This is a genomic window from Neobacillus sp. SM06 (genome assembly GCF_050496765.1).
GTDB lineage: Bacteria > Bacillota > Bacilli > Bacillales > Cytobacillaceae > JAEVLT01.
Map to the genome: position 1 here is coordinate 97982 of NZ_JBNWEO010000009.1, position 17118 is coordinate 115099.

Sequence of the window (17118 nt, forward strand, 5' to 3'; positions counted from 1 at the left end):
TTGGCTAAAGGGAGTACAGTTTAGCAAAAGAGGAAGATCATAGAATAAAAACGAACTATTTTTTCTTACTTTTGAGTTGCGCCCTTTTCTTGAATAAATAAGAAGTTTAAAAATGGTAGAAAAGAATCATTGTCATACAGAAGTAAATTTAGCCAATTTCAAGATCGATTAAAGTAACTTAAATTTCACTTTTAGATTTATGATTTGTAATTAGTTATAGCTTATAATAAAGGAAATGGGAGGGATGAAATATGAAGTGGCAGGAAGTTAGAGAATTATTTCCTAATCAGTTTGTTTTAGTATCGATTCTTGAATATCATGAGGAAGATGAAAAAAAAATTATTGATGAAGTCGCACCCATTCGTTCCATTCCAGATGAAAATGCTAATAAAGAGTTTTTTAAAGTAGCACCAGGAAACATTGTTTACCATACATCAAACGAGAACTGTATTATTCATATTCGCAAAGATCCATTGATGAGAGTGAGACGAATTTAATGAAAATATCATTTGATGGACAACTTATTACAACATCACTTATTATTACTTTTCGAGGAAAAACGCTACAAATCGATGATATGATTATTGATACAGGCTCCTCTCACACGGTTATTTTTAATTCCTATTAAGCCCCAGTTTATTAAAGAAAAGTATATCGCATAAAATTCTTAGAGGGTATCTGGGGTGATATCCTGCTCCAATGCTGTTGTAAGTATAATAACTGGGGTCTATCCACAGTGAATTTATATTTAATAAATGCCGTGATTCATTTGGAGGGTTAATTTTATGAAGATTATTCTTGTAGGTGTATCCTGTGTTGGAAAATCTACTGTAGGTAAGATTTTAGCTGATGAAATTGGTTACAAATTCTTGGATTTTGACCTTGAGATTGAGAAGTATTTTAATTACTGCGGAAAATGTTGAGGTAGATTTTAATGACTTCGGATATGAAGACATAAACGGATTACTCGGATTAGACTTATTAATGAAAGCAGGATTTACAATAGATTTAAAGGAATTACAAATGAAGGGAAATTACTAAGACAACCTTTTTCAAATCGTTCTTTTTTTATAACGATTCATCCCAAAAATGGGAGTCCGAGGATCTCTTACCGATTTTCGGCTCCTTTTGCTTATTCTTTAATCTTTTCCATTAACGCACAGCACTCTACGTGTGTCATGAGTGATTCCTCATACAATTCATATCTGAAGGGAGTGGATGCAATGGGGCGTTATAAGTCTGGCTCTGTCACTTCATAAAATTTCAAGTCCGATAATGATTTATGATCAATCGACCGCTAGAAAAAGCGGTTTTTTTGCTTTTTACGGATAGGATAAAAAGGAGATTAAGTCCGGGGGTTTCTCACCTTTTCCGCATTATTTAGGATCTGTTAAATAAATATAAAACTTAGTAATAACAAGGATTTTAGATATTTTTGTCGAATAGAAAGGTATAAGGATTTGTACGAAAAACTATAATATAGCTTTCACTTGGAGTTCAACAAAAAAAGCTCGAGGTACAATTATTTCATTGCCTTTTGTGCCTCGAGCGAAATGAAAGGAATGAATATGAATATGAGTACCATTTCATTAAAAAAGAAAACGGCAAGTATCGTATTGGAAAAGAAAAATCTAAAAGGGGTAGTTGCTAAGGTTGGCTTAGTTTTGGATATTTCCGGTTCCATGCGAAAGTTGTACCGTAAAGGGGTGGTTCAAGAAGCAGTGGAGCGTGTGTTGGCGGTGGCAAGCCAATTTGATGATGATGGTTCCTTGGATATATGGGTGTATGACAATGAGTTTTCGCGGCTACCTTCTGTTACGGAAAATGAGTTGACTGATTATGTAAACAGGCAAATACTGAACAACAATGCCATTCATAAATTTGGGAGAAATGATGAGCCAAAAGTAATGGCAGATGTTATGGTTAAATACACAAAAGAAGAACCAAGTAATGTACCTGTTTTTATTGTCTTTATCAATGATGGTGGTTGCAAGCGGGAAATTAAGAAATTTATCGTGGAGTCCTCAACGCAGCCGATTTTTTGGCAATTCGTAGGGATTGGAGATTCCAATTTCGAAGTATTGAAAAAATTGGATACAATGGAGGGTAGATTTATTGATAATGCGAACTTTTTCCACATGGATGATATGTCCAAAGTGTCGGATGAAATGTTATACGAACAATTGTTAAACGAATTTCCCCAATGGCTAAAAGAAGCGAAAAACAAAGGAATTCTCCAGCTAAAAAAGATCTGAATTAAGCGAAATAAGTTAAAAGAGTTTGATTAAATTGGTAAAACAGAAAAATAAATCGAAAAACGGTATATTTTAAGATCAAACCTATAAAGATCAGTTATTGGTTGTAAATAAAATATTGCATTTCTTGAATTATTGGAACAGATCCAAGTTTTAAAACGACTAGGCTTTTTCCTAGACTGACTGTAAAAGAAAAAAGAAAACAGCTTATTTAAAAAGGATATTTGGAAAAGGAATTCTGAGTTAATGAATGCTACAGTTGGGATTTTCTGCGCTTTTAACTAAGAGCGGCATGGGGATCCATATATGGTTCCCATGCCTTCGGATAAAACCGCGTGGACACAAATATCCTATTGCCTAGGTCCCAGAGCATAATCGCAACGCCAATGAGACATATTGTTGTACCGATCCAATCATATAAATCAGGCCGATTTTTATCTACTATCCACCCCCAAAGAACCGCTAAAATAATAAAAACTCCTCCATAAGCGGCATAAATACGGCCAAAAGAAGGAAAGGTTTGCAAAGTCGGAATAATTCCATAGATAATAAGAATAAGTGCTCCAAGAATTCCATACCAATAAGACTTTTCTTCACGCAGCCAGAGCCAAATCAAATAGCCGCCGCCAATTTCTGCGAATCCAGCTAATACAAAAAGACCAATGGATTTTAGCAAAATGATCACCACTTTTTAGTTGTTCTTATGCTATTATAAACAATATTTATAATCTTTGTATAAAACTAGGTATTCAGTGTGCGTTGACTGACCAGTTAAAATACCAATTATTACTTGACCATGTACTATAGTACATGGTTTATTATTTTTTTGAGGTGATGAAATGACCTATCGAATTAGTGAATTTGCAGTTAAGTGTGGTGTTAAAAAAGAGACAATTCGCTTTTATGAAAAAAAACATTTAGTAAGTCCGGTAGAATATAGCCAATCAGGTTATCGACTGTACAGTCCAGAGAGTGTAAAACGTGTTCGCTTCATAAAACAACTCCAGAATCTAGGTTTTTCGCTTAATGAAATTCATAAATTGTTGGGTGTTGTGGATCGAGATGAAGTAAGGTGTTCAGATATGTACAATTTTGTTTCGCGAAAATCCTTTGATGTGCAAAAACAAATAACAGAATTGCAAAAAGTTCAAAAGATGTTAGAAAAATTAAAAGCATGCTGTCCAAATGAGGAAAACCTATTTTCCTGCCCCATTATTGAAACATTGTTTGAAAGTTAATGTTCATTTTACGAGGAAGTGTAGGATTTGAGGAAAAGGAAATATAAAAAATCTAATTCTAAAGGTGATTTGTTGTTTTTTGGCATCCCTGCATTATTTGCTTTTTGCTGTGGTCTACCGTTTCTTTTAATAGCACTCGGGTTGACTTCTATTGGTACTTTTTTAATTGGCAAAGAGATATGGGAATTTGGAGTTATTTTGTTACTCATTGGATTAATAATGTTCGTAAAACACATGATATCTAGAAAAAACAACCAAGGAGACTGTTGTGAGGGGGAGGTGAAGTGAATTATGGGCATAAGGATTACGGAAAAGGACGATCCATTTTTTATTGGATTAAGCTACGAAACCAGTTCAAATACTAAATAAAGTTTTAAAAGTGAAGGAGGAAGTAAAAATGATCAAAAAAATTAATTTAAAGGTAAGTGGGATGACTTGTTCAGGATGTGAAGAGCATGTGGAAACCGCACTAACCAATATTGGAATAAAAAAAAGCGATGCGAGTTTTCGCCTTGGTCAAGTACAATTTGAATTACCAGAAGATGTAACTATTGAAGATGTGAGAGAAGCCATTCGTGGAGCAAAATATGTTCCTGAAGGTATTGAAGAAATGACATCTGTTCAAGAAAAAGTGGATTTAGGAAATGAAGGAGATTATGATTTTATCATTATTGGTTCTGGAGGCGCTGCTTTTTCAGCTGCTATTAAAGCCGTCGATTATGGAGCAAAAGTGGCAATGGTGGAACGTGGAACAGTTGGAGGAACATGTGTCAATATTGGCTGTGTGCCATCCAAAACACTTCTTCGAGCTGGAGAAATCCGTCATTTAGCCAATGGTAATCCTTTTATAGGATTACAAACTTCTGCTGGGAAAGTTGAATTAGCATCTTTGGTGAAACAAAAAAATGATTTAGTAAGTGAACTTCGAAAGAAAAAATATAGTGACCTAGTCGATGAATACGGCTTGGACTTAATCGAAGGTGAAGCGACATTTATTGATGAAAAAACGATTAAAGTGAAGGGTCAAATGCTTTCGGCAAGAAAGTTTTTGATTGCAACTGGAGCTTCCCCATCTCTTCCACCGATTCCAGGCCTTGAAGATGTCGAGTATTTAACAAGTACAACTCTACTTGAAGTAAAGAAGCTTCCAAAAAGATTAACAGTTATTGGTGCAGGTTATATAGGAATGGAGCTTGGCCAACTGTTTCATCATTTAGGTTCAGAAGTCACATTAATGCAAAGAAGTGAGCGACTTTTCAAAGAATACGATCCGGAGATTTCAGATGCGATTGAAAAAGCTTTAATTGAGCAGGGGATTAATCTTGTCAAAGGTGCTTCGTTTGACCGAGTGGAGCAAAAAGGTGAAAGTAAAAGGGTTTTTGTTACTGTAGATGGAAGGAAAAAAGTGATTGAATCCGATCAGCTGCTTATAGCAACGGGAAGAACACCTAATACTGAATCCTTAAATTTAAGTTCAGCAGGTGTAGAGGTTGGAAAACAGAGTGAAATAAAGATAAATGAATATGCTCAAACAAGCAATGAACGGATTTACGCGGCAGGAGACGTTACCTTAGGACCCCAATTTGTATATATTGCAGCGTATGAAGGAGGGCTTGTGGCAGATAATGCGATTGGAGGATTAAAGAAAAGATTGGATCTCTCAGCTGTTCCGGGTGTCACATTTACAAATCCTTCTGTTGCAACGGTTGGATTGACTGAAAAGCAAGCAAAGGAAAAGGGTTATGATGTTAAAACATCCGTTTTGCCTTTGGAAGCTGTTCCTAGAGCACTTGTTAATCGGGAGACAACAGGTGTATTTAAGTTAGTTGCAGATGCGCAGACTTTAAAAGTATTAGGAGTTCATATTGTGGCTGAAAATGCGGGGGATGTTATTTATGCCGCAACATTAGCTGTTAAATTCGGACTAACCATAGAAGATCTAAAAGAAAGCCTCGCTCCTTATTTAACAATGGCGGAAGGGATAAAATTAGCTGCCTTAACCTTTGATAAAGATGTTTCAAAATTATCGTGTTGTGCAGGGTAAGGATGAAGGGACATGTACTTTGTCCCTTCGCTTTTTTTTTCCTTCGCTTATCTTAACGGAATCATTGAAATCCAAAATTTAATTTAAATCACTAGTATTGTATTAATTTAAATTTACTATCTCAAGTTTCGGACACGATAAATAAACCTCAACACTTGGTATTAAAGGGATAGTACCAATTATATTATCGAGCTACGCTTGTATTAAGCAACGGCTTTTGCAAATAGTCAGGTAACTTGTTGAAAAACCGATCAAAAAATTCGTTGATTTGTTCGTCAGTTAGAAGGTATTCTTCTGCCATCGTGGAACCTACTAGTTCTAATATGGTCATCAATGCCTGCGTAAAACGAATATCTTCCATCTCATCACAGCACATATAGAAAAGTTGTCCAATGGTTCGAGGATCCTCTTCTTCCCGTACACTGAGTGACAACATCATATAACGCAGGAAAACGATGGTTGTATGCGCAGTCATAGAATCATAGCTGCGGCATTGGAATTCCTTTGCCAAACGCAAATTGGATTTGACCACCTTGAAAAAGCACTCGATTTCCCAGCGCTTGCCATAGATTCTTACCGCATCTTCTTCCGTATGTTCAAGGTTGGTTGTTAAAAGGGCAAGCCACTTTTTGGAACGGTTGCGATCACGAACAAATACAATTCGTGCCTGAATCTCATTACCGTTTTCGTCTTCATGACCAAGACCGACAACAATGTTTGCGAGGATTTTGGCTCGCCCACGTTTCTTGTGAACCTTCTTGTAAAGCTGGTTCAATGTGTAAGACTCCCCTTCATAGGTGTAGTGAATTTTTGGTGAGCGTTTGACCATGCAAACTGCATGCAGTGAGTAGTTTTTTACGATTTTTGATAGGATTGCTGGATAGGCGAACCAACTGTCAAAAAGAACCGTTTTCGCACCAAGTTTACTTGGATTGATGGAATCAAGAAGATCGAACATCGTCTCAGTGCTCTTTTTCGTAGCCTCTAGACGTCTACGGTAGCCAACCGTGCGCTTATCGATATTTGAATCGATTTCCTGGTAACGGTTTTTATCATTTTTTGAACTCAACAATGAAAAAGCAAGCGGCATAAAAGAAGCACCATCTGCCCAGCCAAGCGTAAGCATACGGAATCCTTTGAAATACCTCCCAGTTGTGTGGTCCTTCACCTTGGCGAGCAATTCAACTGCTTTACTGCGATTGCGACTGAACAGAGAGTCATCAAATATGAGAACCCGATCGCGATTGTCAGAAGTTAACGGGAGTAGGAATTTCGCAACAAGGTACGAGCCAACGCTGGCTAGAAATTTACGCCAGTTGTATGTAGGATTTTTCAAGAGCTCATAGACAGTATCTTTTTCAAAATCCTTTGGAACACGGTCTGATTCAAGAGCTCTAGAAAAATTCATTCCATGAAGAACAAGTGCGAAAATAAATTGCACGATTTGACGCGGTGTAACCCCCTTTTCCTTGCGAATATTGGCTTGATGCAGGAAGGTTCCAATCTTTGCTTGTGTAAAAAACTGCAACATACGAGAATTAGGTTTTTCATTTCCATTAGAATTTGGTAAAATAGTAGCCATAGAAAACATCCTTTCTTTGCGTTGGTTGGTTACCTACATTTTACCAAAGAATAGGGTGTTTTTTATGTTTTTTGAATTTATAATTTCGTTTATTTGTTTATATATCAAGGGTTTGAGTATGTTTTTTTACTCCGAAACTTGAGTTACTATTAAAAACATTTCAAATGTTCAATTTTGTTATTTCAAGCAAAGAAAAAGTCCTTTATAATGGATTAGCCAGGTGGTAACCCGTCCAAATCCACTAAAAAAGGACTCAAGCATGGACAAGATTACACGAAAAACTTCATTTGGACAATGGTTTTCACCAATAAATCTTCAATTATTTGAAGAACAGGTGAAAACAATGAAATTAGATTACTATACGAAAAAATTAACGACGGAGTCGTTCCTAAAATTACTGCTCTTTGCTCAATTAGAAGAAGTCGAAAGCCTTCACGCGCTTGGTGATTGTCTTTTCGATGACCATCTGCAAAAGGAAATTGACCTTGATTCTATTAGTATTGCTCAGTGGGCTTGAATCCAGATCTTTTCCAAAGGCTTTTTCTTGATTTAGTGTCACAAATTCATGTCAAAACGCATTACACGAAACTTGTAATGCCATTAAAAATCATCGATTCAAGCACATTGCCACTCAATTTGACGAATCATAAGTGGGCAGAATTCCGCAAAACAAAAGCTGGGGTGAAGTTACATTTGCGCCTTGTGTTTATGGAAAGCGGAACCTCTTACCCTGAAAAAGCCGTTATAACAACGGCAAAAGAACATGACCGTGGACAGCTTGAAATCATGGTAGATGACAAAGAGTGCATGTATGTGTTCGACCGCGGTTACTTAGATTACGAACGTTTTGACCGCATGACTGACGAGGGCTTCTTTTTTCTTTCAAGGTTACGGAAAAACGCTGTTATTCGGGAAGTATACAACTTTAAACTACCAGAACATTCTTCTGTCTTATCGGACCAAATGGTCCTGATTGGAACAACACAGAACCGTGCTGAAAATTATTTTCGTCTAATCAAGGTCTTGGATACTAAAGGGAATGTACTCCATTTAATCACAAATCGTTTTGATTTGAGTGCCGAGGAAATCTCAGAAATGTACAAATCACGCTGGTCCATTGAATTGTTCTTTAAATGGATCAAACAACATCTCAGCATCAAAAAGTTCTACGGACAGAGTGAATGGGCAATTCAAAACCAAGTATTCATAGCGCTTATTGTTTTTTGTCTACATGTTCTTGTGCAAATTGAAACAAAAAGCAAACGAAAAACCTTACAAATTAGCCGTTATTTAAGGGCCGCCATATGGAAACCAGCACATATCTGGCTTAGAAAGATTGAAGGTAAAGCCATTCCTTAATAAACAAATCGTCGTTGTCGCACATGTCTAATTGTAAATAAATTTCCAAATGGATGGAACCACCTTTAACTAGGTATTTAACTTTTTGGCTCTAAATGGGTGAAATGATTAAACTGAAAATTCTAACACTATTTATACAACACTAGTGAATTTAAATGCGAAATTAAAACAGCCCTCGAAAGAATTCCGCCTTCACCAAAACCGAGCTTTCAAGTTGTACATATATAAACTTTCACTGGTTCTTTCCTTCCCTTCCAAAAAAAACATTCGGCAAGATTGTTCACGAATTTGTCACACAGTGAACCTGTCCTTTTCGCCCGCTCATCCATATGTAGAGGGTAGAAGGATGGTGCATTTACATGAATATTAAATCTGGCAAAAATGATCAATTTGAATCCTATTCACAATTTCAGACATTGAACGAATTTAATTGCCATTTTGAAATGTGGCTGGCTGAGAAAAAACAGGAGTTTTCCAAGGGAGAATTGATCGGGCTGAAACGGCTGGCTCGTTTTTCAGCAAAAATTCCTGGAGTCGCAAATGCCAAAATTGGTACGATCTTAAAAGCGATTCATGAAGAATACCACAACAGCGGCATTTCCCGCTCCACTTTTAAGCGGATGGTGCAAAAATCGATCCATTTCGGCATCCTAACCGTGTACGAAACTGAGCGAAAAAACGGCTCGCAATCGAGTAATTTGTACATTTTCAATCGCTTTCCTTCAAATGAACCACCAAAGGCAGAAAAAATGGACCACCATAAGGAAACCAGTAATCTTTCTGAAACTAACAATCAAAAGATAACTAAACGTCAACAAGAACCGGCTGAATTGAACCACAGCTTTGTCAGTGACCGCATACCGCAGCCTTTTGTTCAACTTGCAAAATACTTTTTCCCTGAAGCCAAAACAATCGAAGACATGTGGCATATGGTAAAAATCGCCGCTTATCGCAACAACAGCGAAACACAAACGGATCAGATACTTGATATTGCCATCCATTCCTTTCAGCAGCTGATCCGGAAAATGAAGTTCACCCATGCCGTCAAAAAACCGGTTGCCTATTTTTACGGAATTCTGAACAACCAGTTTGAGAGAGCTTATTACGAAGATTTATATGAAACCGGCTTTGGAGCGGGCTGTGGGGAATTGACATTTTCCTGGGTTCCAGGTTCCTCTTTTTAAAATGTCGATCATGATGGACATTGGATATGTGTGTTCATTTTAGTTGGGGGTTCCCTTTAATTTGGTGGGACAAGGTCCCTGTCCACTTGTCCCCTGTCAGGGAAAAGCTGATTAAATTTAGAAATTCAAAATTTACACCTGAAGAAACTCTTGATTTTATTTCTCAACTTGCATTAGAAACAGAGATACAAGGCAAAAACGAATTTCCTCTTTATTTTTGTAAAAGAGGAAATTCGTTTTTTATTTGTCGCCTGTATATTACGAATACATCAGGTCTTTCATAGTTAGAGATTTCTCCCCACTGAATTATTCCGGAAACACTTATTTTCATTTTGGGCTCTCATTTGTTTTGGTTAAAATTGCAAACATACGTTCTATAATATATAATAAAAAAGTAGACAATAATAGAACGAAGCTTCATTAAAAAAACATACATAAACAGGAGTGATAATACATTATGGCAGTACAAGTAATCCCCTATTTAATGATGAATGGAAATGCCAAAGAAGCCATCGGATTTTACGGAAAGGTCTTAGATGCCCAAGTTCTTTTTCTTCAAACTTTTGGGGAGATGCCTGAAAATCCCGAATTTCCGTTACCTGCTGAAGCAAAGGATCGAGTGTCGCACGCAACTATCCAAGTAGGTGAATCGGTTATCATGTTTTCGGACATTTTTCCAGGACAGCCCCACCAAAGCGGCAGTCAAGTAACGATTTGCATTTCCACGACTGACAAAGATAAAGCAAAAAATATATTTGAAGGCTTGCAGCAGAACGGCCAAATAAGGATGCCGCTGCAGGAAACCTTTTTCAGTCCTGCTTATGGTATTGTCACGGACAAATTCGGGGTTACCTTCCAGATTCATACAGAAGAAGATAAATAATGGATTCCGTTCAATTTGCAGCGTCTCAGTGGCTGCGAAGGATCATCTTTCAAAGGAATTGGCCGCTAATTAGTAAATAGAAATAGAGATTTTCCCGCTCGAACAGTATAATCAGGGTTGGGAGTTGAGATTCATGAATAAAAAAGATATTGCGAATATACGCAAGCAATTTAAGCTAGATAACCATCTGATGAACATCAAAGAAATCTTCAATGTCTATGTTCAAAAAGAATCAGGCGAGATTTACCATCATGTCAGCCAGGCATTTCAAATGCTGGAACAGGAAGCACAAGAACTATTTTTGGCAAATTTCAAAAAGGTCTTAACTGGCGCTCTCGATGCCAAACTGTTTGAGCTGAGATTTAAGCGGGATGTGGAAGACAGCACCCAGATGATCCTTTTTGACGGATTGCAGGCAGCCACAGCGGAAGACTGGAAAGAATACATGCTTGAAATTGTTGCTAAACTGTTTGCCCATACGGTTTATGAATTCGATACAATGGTGACGTTTATCCGGGGAGAATATCGGAAACCGGTTCGGAAACGGGATTCGGAAGCCGAAGAAGGCGCGGATGACGAGGTATATTCCAATCCATTTATCCTTTGCAGCCTGAATAAAACGGATCAGCCAAAAAAAGCTCTGATGTTTGATTATGTAGAGAAAGAATTTAAATCGTACAATGTCTTTGATCCGATTATTAATTTAGACTCTCCCATGCTGGGCTTTTTGTTTCCTGCGTTTAATGATAATGCTGCCGATGTGAATCATATTCTTTATTGTGCCGGAAAAGCAAATCAGCCGGATGGAGGTTTTATTGAAGAAATTCTTACTTGTGAAGAAATTATAACGGCTCAGGAAGACAAGGAAAGTTTCGAGCAAATCTTAAAAGAAGTGATGGGAGATGCAGTACCTGCAAGTGTGATTTCCAATGTCTATGAGGAAATTGATAAACTCGTTCAAGAAAATGAGGAGAATGAAGAAAGTGAAGCTCCTACATTGGATTATCGGGATGTCGAACGCATCTTAACGGTAAGCGGGATCGAAAATGTAGAACCTGCCAAAGTGGAGCATGCTTTTAAGGCGGTTGTTGATGACGAAAAACATGAATTCAAAGCAAACAGCTTAATTCCGAAAACGATCAAAATCAAAACAAAAGCGGCCGATGTATCCATCGATCCAAAGGAATTGAAATATGTAAAATATATTACATACCAAGGAAAACGCTGCCTATTGCTGGAGGTTGATGAAGAGATAGTTTTCGAAGGATTTCGGCTGGAAACGGAGACACTCTGAGAATTTTGCGGTGTAGTTACTAGGTTTTAGCTTTGTGGATCAGCTTATAAAAATGCGATGGGTAAATTTTTGAGCTGGAGCAGCGAGCGGGATACAAATTTCTTTTTCACCCCCTTCTCCAACAAATGGTTCATTTGGCCGCATTCCTAAAAAAATTAAATTTCATGGTCATCTTCCGGCACAACGGGTATAGTAATAAAATGGCGACAGCCCATGATAGGGAAAAAGAAATTCAAGATTAAAACAGAAAAGGGGATTCGATGACGAAAACAAGAGATGGTTGGAATTTTGACAATAGTTATGCGCGCCTTCCGGAGGCCTTTTTCACCTTGCAAAATCCAACTCCGGTTTCCGCTCCGAAACTGGTATTTTTCAATGACTCTCTTGCGGCATCCCTGGGATTGGCCGCCGGGGAGTTGAAAAGCGAAGAAGGTGCAGCAGTGTTTGCGGGCAACCGGATTCCTGAAGGAGCGTCCCCGCTGGCACAAGCGTATGCAGGCCACCAGTTTGGCTACTTTACCATGCTAGGAGACGGCCGGGCCATTCTTCTTGGGGAGCAGATCACTCCAGATAGCGATCGTTTTGATATTCAACTAAAAGGAGGTGGCAGAACGCCTTATTCCCGCGGAGGTGATGGCAGGGCGGCTTTAGGGCCAATGCTTCGGGAATACCTTATAAGTGAAGCAATGCATGCACTCGGGATCCCGACAACCCGCAGCCTCGCAGTTGTTACAACCGGCGAGCAGGTCATCCGGGAAACGATGCTGCCGGGGGCAATCCTAACTCGTGTGGCGGCAAGCCATATTCGTGTCGGCACTTTTCAATATGCTGCAGGTAGGGGAAATGTAGAGGATTTGCGTACTTTGGCTAATTATACGATCAAGCGTCATTATCCCGATTGTTCAGAGCATGAAAATCCTTATCTGGCACTGCTAAGGAAAACGATTCAACATCAGGCGGCTTTGGTTGCAAAATGGCAGCTTGTCGGCTTTGTCCATGGGGTAATGAATACCGATAACATGACGATAAGCGGGGAAACGATCGATTATGGGCCGTGCGCTTTTATGGACACGTATGATCCAGCGACTGTTTTTAGCTCAATTGATACGGAGGGACGCTATGCCTATGGTAACCAACCGTACATCGCCGGTTGGAATCTTGCCCGCTTTGCTGAAAGTTTGCTGCCGCTTTTACACGAAAATCAAAAAAAGGCAGTAGAGATGGCTCAGGAAGAGATTTCCGGTTTTATGGGGCTGTACGAAAACCATTGGCTGGCAGGAATGAGAGCGAAACTCGGGATATTCAATGCGGAGGATGAAGACCGTACCCTAATTGAAGGCTTGCTCGCGTTGATGCATCAGTATCAAGCGGATTACACGAATACTTTTCGGGCATTAACGCTTCATGAATCAGTCGACTCCCCTCTGGCAGAAACAGCAGAATTTTCCGATTGGCTTAAGCGCTGGCACGCCAGACTAGAACGGCAGCAAGAAACGAAAATTTCTGTTCAGCAACTGATGCGCCGCAGTAATCCCGCCGTGATTCCGCGAAATCACCAGGTGGAAGAGGCGCTTAATGCGGCAGTGGACCGTGGAGATTACAATTCGATGAATCGGCTTCTAAGTATCCTAGCGAATCCGTTTGCATACAGTACAGAACAGACGGAGTATTGCATGTTGCCGCCACAATCAAACCGGCCGTACCGAACTTTTTGCGGTACATAAGGAATTCTAGACGGCGCATTAGCAACGGGGAATTTTCCTTCTTAATTTTAACATGCAGTTGCCCCCATCTCGGCTGCCCCTAGGCATAGGTGGGGGAACTGACCAGAACAATTGAGGAAGATGAATCCCCGACAGATGGTAGTTTCGCTTTATCGATAATAGGTGGAGCACTTTCGGCCATAGAGGGTCGGTCGCAAATAAAACTTCGGTGTTTTACTTCCCCCAACCTTCAGAAAAAGTTAACAAAAAGGTCATAAAAATGCTAGAAAAGTAGATTGATTTTTTTGAACGAGTAAGTTTTAATAAAGTTGTTGATAGCCTCTCGTATTCTCCTAAATTCCCCGAAAGGATGGACCCACATGACAAAAGAATATCTTGATTTAAAAATGGATTTTATGTTTAAACAATTGTTTGGAGATCCACGCCGTAAGTCGATTACCATTGCCTTCTTAAATGATTTGCTTCACCGAAAAGACAATGACCGGATTGCAGATGTTGAATATGAAAATACCGAACTCATTAAAGAGGCCCTTGATGGAAAAACGAGCAGATTGGACGTCCTTGTGCACACCTCCAATGGTGAGAGAATCAATATTGAGATTCAATTGTCCCATCAGCATGACATGCCAGAACGAGTGCTTTACTACTGGTCCAAGTTGTTTTCTGCATCCTTAGCAAGTGGTGAAGATTATCAACTACTGCCCCCCACGATCATGATCAACATAGTAAATTACCCGCTTTTTCCTCACGAAACCGATAGCTTTCATACTGTTTTTCACATAAAAGAAGATACTGAACATTTTAGTTGGAGCCCCCACCTTGAATTCCATGCGATCGATCTGTCACAATTTATGGTAAAATGGAAAAAATACAAACGAGAAATGAAGCAGAATCCGCCGAAAGAATTACCGTGGTTGATGATGCTCTCAGCAGCCAATTATCAAAAGAAAGTCCTTGACGAAGAGATTATTCAGGAATTGGAGGTCTTGGCAATGAATGAACAGGAAATTCGAGAAGCCCTAGTCGAGTGGGAGAATTTAAGCGCAAATAAGGAAAATAAGGAACTATACGAAGCCAGGCTGAAGTTTTTGCGAGATCAATTATCAAACATACGAGGAGAACGCCGGGAAGGGATAAAAGAAGGGATTAAAAAAGGAATAAAGCAAGGAATTGAACAAGGAATAAAGCAAGGATTAGAACAGGGAAAAGAAAAAGAGAGAAAGGAAATCATTCGAAAAATGCTGCAAAAAGGGATGGATGTTGGAACGATCGCCAATATTCTTGATTGCAGCAGGGAAGAGGTTGAACAATATCAAGATTAGTGGAAATGGAAGTTATTTCATTGTCTCCACATGGCATATTAATCTATAATCACTATTCATGCCATGTGGAATTTGAAATAGTTTATATCATCACTGCAATGTCAACAAGTAGATTTATTTTTCAAGAACGTAAAGAATGGAGCATCCTTTAACTTTTTCAATTAATTTCCTTGCATTTCTTGAATTCACAGTGAAGAGCATTAGATAAAAAGATTGATTTTTTTAAATGATAAGTTTTATAAGTTGTTGATAGCCTCTCGTATTCTCCTAAATTCCCCGAAAGGATGGACCCACATGACAAAAGAATATCTTGATTTAAAAATGGATTTTATGTTTAAACAATTGTTTGGAGATCCACGCCGTAAGTCGATTACCATTGCCTTCTTAAATGATTTGCTTCACCGAAAAGACAATGACCGGATTACAGATGTTGAATATGAAAATACCGAACTCATTAAAGAGGCCCTTGATGGAAAAACGAGCAGATTGGACGTACTTGTGCACACCTCCAATGGCGAAAGAATCAATATTGAGATTCAATTGTCCCATCAGCATGACATGCCAGAACGAGTGCTTTACTACTGGTCCAAGTTGTTTTCTGCATCCTTAGCAAGTGGTGAAGATTATCAACTGCTGCCCCCCCACGATCATGATCAACATAGTAAATTACCCGCTTTTTCCTCACGAAACCGATAGCTTTCATACTGTTTTTCACATAAAAGAAGATACTGAACATTTTAGTTGGAGCCCCCATCTTGAATTCCATGCGATCGATCTGTCACAATTTATGGTAAAATGGAAAAAATACAAACGAGAAATGAAGCAGAATCCGCCGAAAGAATTACCGTGGTTGATGATGCTCTCAGCAGCCAATTATCAAAAGAAAGTCTTTGACGAAGAGATTTTTCAGGAATTGGAGGTCTTGGCAATGAATGAACAGGAAATTCGAGAAGCCTTAGTCGAGTGGGAAAATTTAAGCGCCAACAAAGAAAATAAGGAACTATACGAAGCCAGGCTGAAATTTTTGCGAGATCAATTATCAAACATACGAGGAGAACGCCGGGAAGGGATAAAAGAGGGAATTAAAAAAGGAATAAAGCAAGGAATTGAACAAGGAATAAAACAAGGAATAAAACAAGGAAGAGAACAAGGATTAAAACAGGGAATTGAACAAGGAGTTCAACAGGGAATTGAACAAGGAATAAAACAGGGAATTGAACAAGGAGTTAAACAAGGTATTGATCAAGGATTAGAACAGGGAAAAGAAAAAGAGAGAAAGGAAATCATTCGAAAAATGCTGCAAAAAGGGATGGATGTTGAAACGATCGCCAATATTCTTGATTGCAGCAAGGAAGAGGTTGAAAAAATTCGATAATCGTTAAACTTAGGGTAAGGGGGTTTTCACTATCCACGGTACGGGAAGTAGGGCAACTAGGCCTTCTGAACCACCAAAGGACTCGCCAGTCGGCGAGTTTTCATTTATCGGTCATCATGACACCCTGTCATATTTGTTGTTGACATGTGACAATGTGTCATATATAATTCCATTATGTGACACTTTGTCATTTTAAAGAAAGGAAATGATTATGCCAAAACAAACGTTTTTTCATTTGCCTAAAGAAAAACAGGATACTTTAATGCATTCTGCAAAGGAAGAGTTTTCCAGAGTGCCATTACATGAAGCATCGATTGCGAATATTATCAAAAATGCAGGAATACCAAGAGGCAGTTTTTATCAATATTTTGAAGGAAAAGAAGATTTATTTTATTACTTATTAAACCAACTTGCCCAAAAAAATCATGAACATTTTTTATCTGTGTTGAAGGAACATAATGGAGAATTATTTTCAGCCTTTACAGATATGTTTCAATTTATGATCAAGAACCACAGAAAACAGGAACACAAACACTTTTTTAAAAATGTTTTTTTAAATATGAACTATGAACTTGAAAATACGTTAGCCAACCATATTTATAAGGAAAATCAAAAAAATCAGTACTTAACTACCATTCATCTCATTAATACAAAAAATTTGAACATTCAAGGCAAACACGAACTGCAACAAGTATTAAAAATTATTAGTGCTGTCACTTTTCAAAACCTTGTTCAAGTTTTCGTTAAGGATTTAACGAATGAAGAGGCGCTAAAAAATTATATCGAACAAATGGAACTGTTAAAAAGAGGTCTTTATAAGGGAGAGGAATAACCTTTAGTTGAGAAAGCTGAAAGACT

Annotated in this window: 12 protein-coding genes and 3 pseudogenes; 13 read left to right on the plus strand and 2 right to left on the minus strand. The window is 38.4% G+C overall.

Annotated elements, in window-relative coordinates:
* Positions 1–251: 251 nt before the first annotated feature.
* The 3 genes from ACQYAD_RS02995 (at position 252) to ACQYAD_RS03005 (ending at position 2255) form a co-directional block, all read left to right on the plus strand.
* On the plus strand, positions 252–497 hold the full coding sequence (locus ACQYAD_RS02995; RefSeq protein WP_430235388.1) for a hypothetical protein: 246 nt from the start codon (positions 252–254) through the stop codon (positions 495–497).
* Between the two features lie 288 nt (positions 498–785).
* Positions 786–923, plus strand: coding sequence for a shikimate kinase (locus ACQYAD_RS03000; RefSeq protein WP_430235391.1), 138 nt, complete (start codon positions 786–788; stop codon positions 921–923).
* 651 nt (positions 924–1574) lie between these two features.
* Positions 1575–2255 (plus strand): vWA domain-containing protein, encoded by a 681-nt coding sequence (locus ACQYAD_RS03005; protein WP_430235393.1) that lies wholly within the window; start codon positions 1575–1577, stop codon positions 2253–2255.
* A 364-nt stretch (positions 2256–2619) separates the two neighbouring features.
* Here ACQYAD_RS03005 and ACQYAD_RS03010 read toward each other — a convergent pair.
* Positions 2620–2931, minus strand: a pseudogene (locus ACQYAD_RS03010) (YnfA family protein); the annotation flags it as partial.
* 163 nt (positions 2932–3094) lie between these two features.
* Here ACQYAD_RS03010 and merR point away from each other — a divergent pair.
* Together merR and merA are read left to right on the plus strand one after the other, a co-directional pair.
* Complete coding sequence (gene merR / locus ACQYAD_RS03015; protein WP_430235396.1) at positions 3095–3493, plus strand: Hg(II)-responsive transcriptional regulator; 399 nt, start codon at positions 3095–3097, stop codon at positions 3491–3493.
* 397 nt (positions 3494–3890) lie between these two features.
* Positions 3891–5537 (plus strand): mercury(II) reductase, encoded by a 1647-nt coding sequence (gene merA, locus ACQYAD_RS03020; RefSeq protein ID WP_430235398.1) that lies wholly within the window; start codon positions 3891–3893, stop codon positions 5535–5537.
* A 184-nt stretch (positions 5538–5721) separates the two neighbouring features.
* On the opposite strand, the gene ACQYAD_RS03025 is transcribed toward merA, so the two are convergent.
* Complete coding sequence (locus ACQYAD_RS03025; RefSeq protein WP_430235400.1) at positions 5722–7119, minus strand: IS4 family transposase; 1398 nt, start codon at positions 7117–7119, stop codon at positions 5722–5724.
* Positions 7120–7378: 259 nt separating this feature from the next.
* Here ACQYAD_RS03025 and ACQYAD_RS03030 point away from each other — a divergent pair.
* The 8 genes and pseudogenes from ACQYAD_RS03030 to ACQYAD_RS03065 all read left to right on the plus strand — a co-directional run bounded on the left by ACQYAD_RS03030 (position 7379) and on the right by ACQYAD_RS03065 (position 17092).
* Positions 7379–8478 (plus strand): annotated as a pseudogene (locus ACQYAD_RS03030) (IS4 family transposase).
* Between the two features lie 359 nt (positions 8479–8837).
* Positions 8838–9662 carry a hypothetical protein gene (locus tag ACQYAD_RS03035; RefSeq protein ID WP_430235403.1) on the plus strand — a complete coding sequence of 275 codons (825 nt, stop codon included), beginning with the start codon at positions 8838–8840 and terminating at the stop codon, positions 9660–9662.
* Between the two features lie 457 nt (positions 9663–10119).
* Positions 10120–10545 (plus strand): VOC family protein, encoded by a 426-nt coding sequence (locus ACQYAD_RS03040; RefSeq protein WP_430235405.1) that lies wholly within the window; start codon positions 10120–10122, stop codon positions 10543–10545.
* A gap of 133 nt (positions 10546–10678) precedes the next feature.
* Complete coding sequence (locus ACQYAD_RS03045; RefSeq protein ID WP_430235408.1) at positions 10679–11839, plus strand: DUF4317 domain-containing protein; 1161 nt, start codon at positions 10679–10681, stop codon at positions 11837–11839.
* A gap of 260 nt (positions 11840–12099) precedes the next feature.
* On the plus strand, positions 12100–13563 hold the full coding sequence (locus ACQYAD_RS03050) for a protein adenylyltransferase SelO (RefSeq protein WP_430235410.1): 1464 nt from the start codon (positions 12100–12102) through the stop codon (positions 13561–13563).
* Between the two features lie 359 nt (positions 13564–13922).
* Entirely contained in the window at positions 13923–14885 is a 963-nt protein-coding gene (locus ACQYAD_RS03055; protein WP_430235413.1) for an Rpn family recombination-promoting nuclease/putative transposase, read from the plus strand.
* A gap of 294 nt (positions 14886–15179) precedes the next feature.
* Positions 15180–16026: pseudogene (locus ACQYAD_RS03060) on the plus strand (Rpn family recombination-promoting nuclease/putative transposase); the annotation flags it as partial.
* A gap of 439 nt (positions 16027–16465) precedes the next feature.
* Positions 16466–17092, plus strand: coding sequence for a TetR/AcrR family transcriptional regulator (locus ACQYAD_RS03065; RefSeq protein WP_430235415.1), 627 nt, complete (start codon positions 16466–16468; stop codon positions 17090–17092).
* The last annotated feature ends 26 nt before the right edge of the window (positions 17093–17118 follow it).

Coding starts and splice junctions, on each gene's coding strand:
- ACQYAD_RS03000 (WP_430235391.1), top strand. CDS start 786: ATGAAGATTATTCTTGTAGGTGTATCCTGTGTTGGAAAATCTACTGTA.
- ACQYAD_RS03045 (WP_430235408.1), top strand. CDS start 10,679: ATGAATAAAAAAGATATTGCGAATATACGCAAGCAATTTAAGCTAGAT.
- ACQYAD_RS03025 (WP_430235400.1), bottom strand. CDS start 7,119: ATGGCTACTATTTTACCAAATTCTAATGGAAATGAAAAACCTAATTCT.
- ACQYAD_RS03005 (WP_430235393.1), top strand. CDS start 1,575: ATGAGTACCATTTCATTAAAAAAGAAAACGGCAAGTATCGTATTGGAA.
- merA (WP_430235398.1), top strand. CDS start 3,891: ATGATCAAAAAAATTAATTTAAAGGTAAGTGGGATGACTTGTTCAGGA.
- ACQYAD_RS03040 (WP_430235405.1), top strand. CDS start 10,120: ATGGCAGTACAAGTAATCCCCTATTTAATGATGAATGGAAATGCCAAA.
- ACQYAD_RS02995 (WP_430235388.1), top strand. CDS start 252: ATGAAGTGGCAGGAAGTTAGAGAATTATTTCCTAATCAGTTTGTTTTA.
- ACQYAD_RS03055 (WP_430235413.1), top strand. CDS start 13,923: ATGACAAAAGAATATCTTGATTTAAAAATGGATTTTATGTTTAAACAA.
- ACQYAD_RS03050 (WP_430235410.1), top strand. CDS start 12,100: ATGACGAAAACAAGAGATGGTTGGAATTTTGACAATAGTTATGCGCGC.
- ACQYAD_RS03035 (WP_430235403.1), top strand. CDS start 8,838: ATGAATATTAAATCTGGCAAAAATGATCAATTTGAATCCTATTCACAA.
- ACQYAD_RS03065 (WP_430235415.1), top strand. CDS start 16,466: ATGATTATGCCAAAACAAACGTTTTTTCATTTGCCTAAAGAAAAACAG.
- merR (WP_430235396.1), top strand. CDS start 3,095: ATGACCTATCGAATTAGTGAATTTGCAGTTAAGTGTGGTGTTAAAAAA.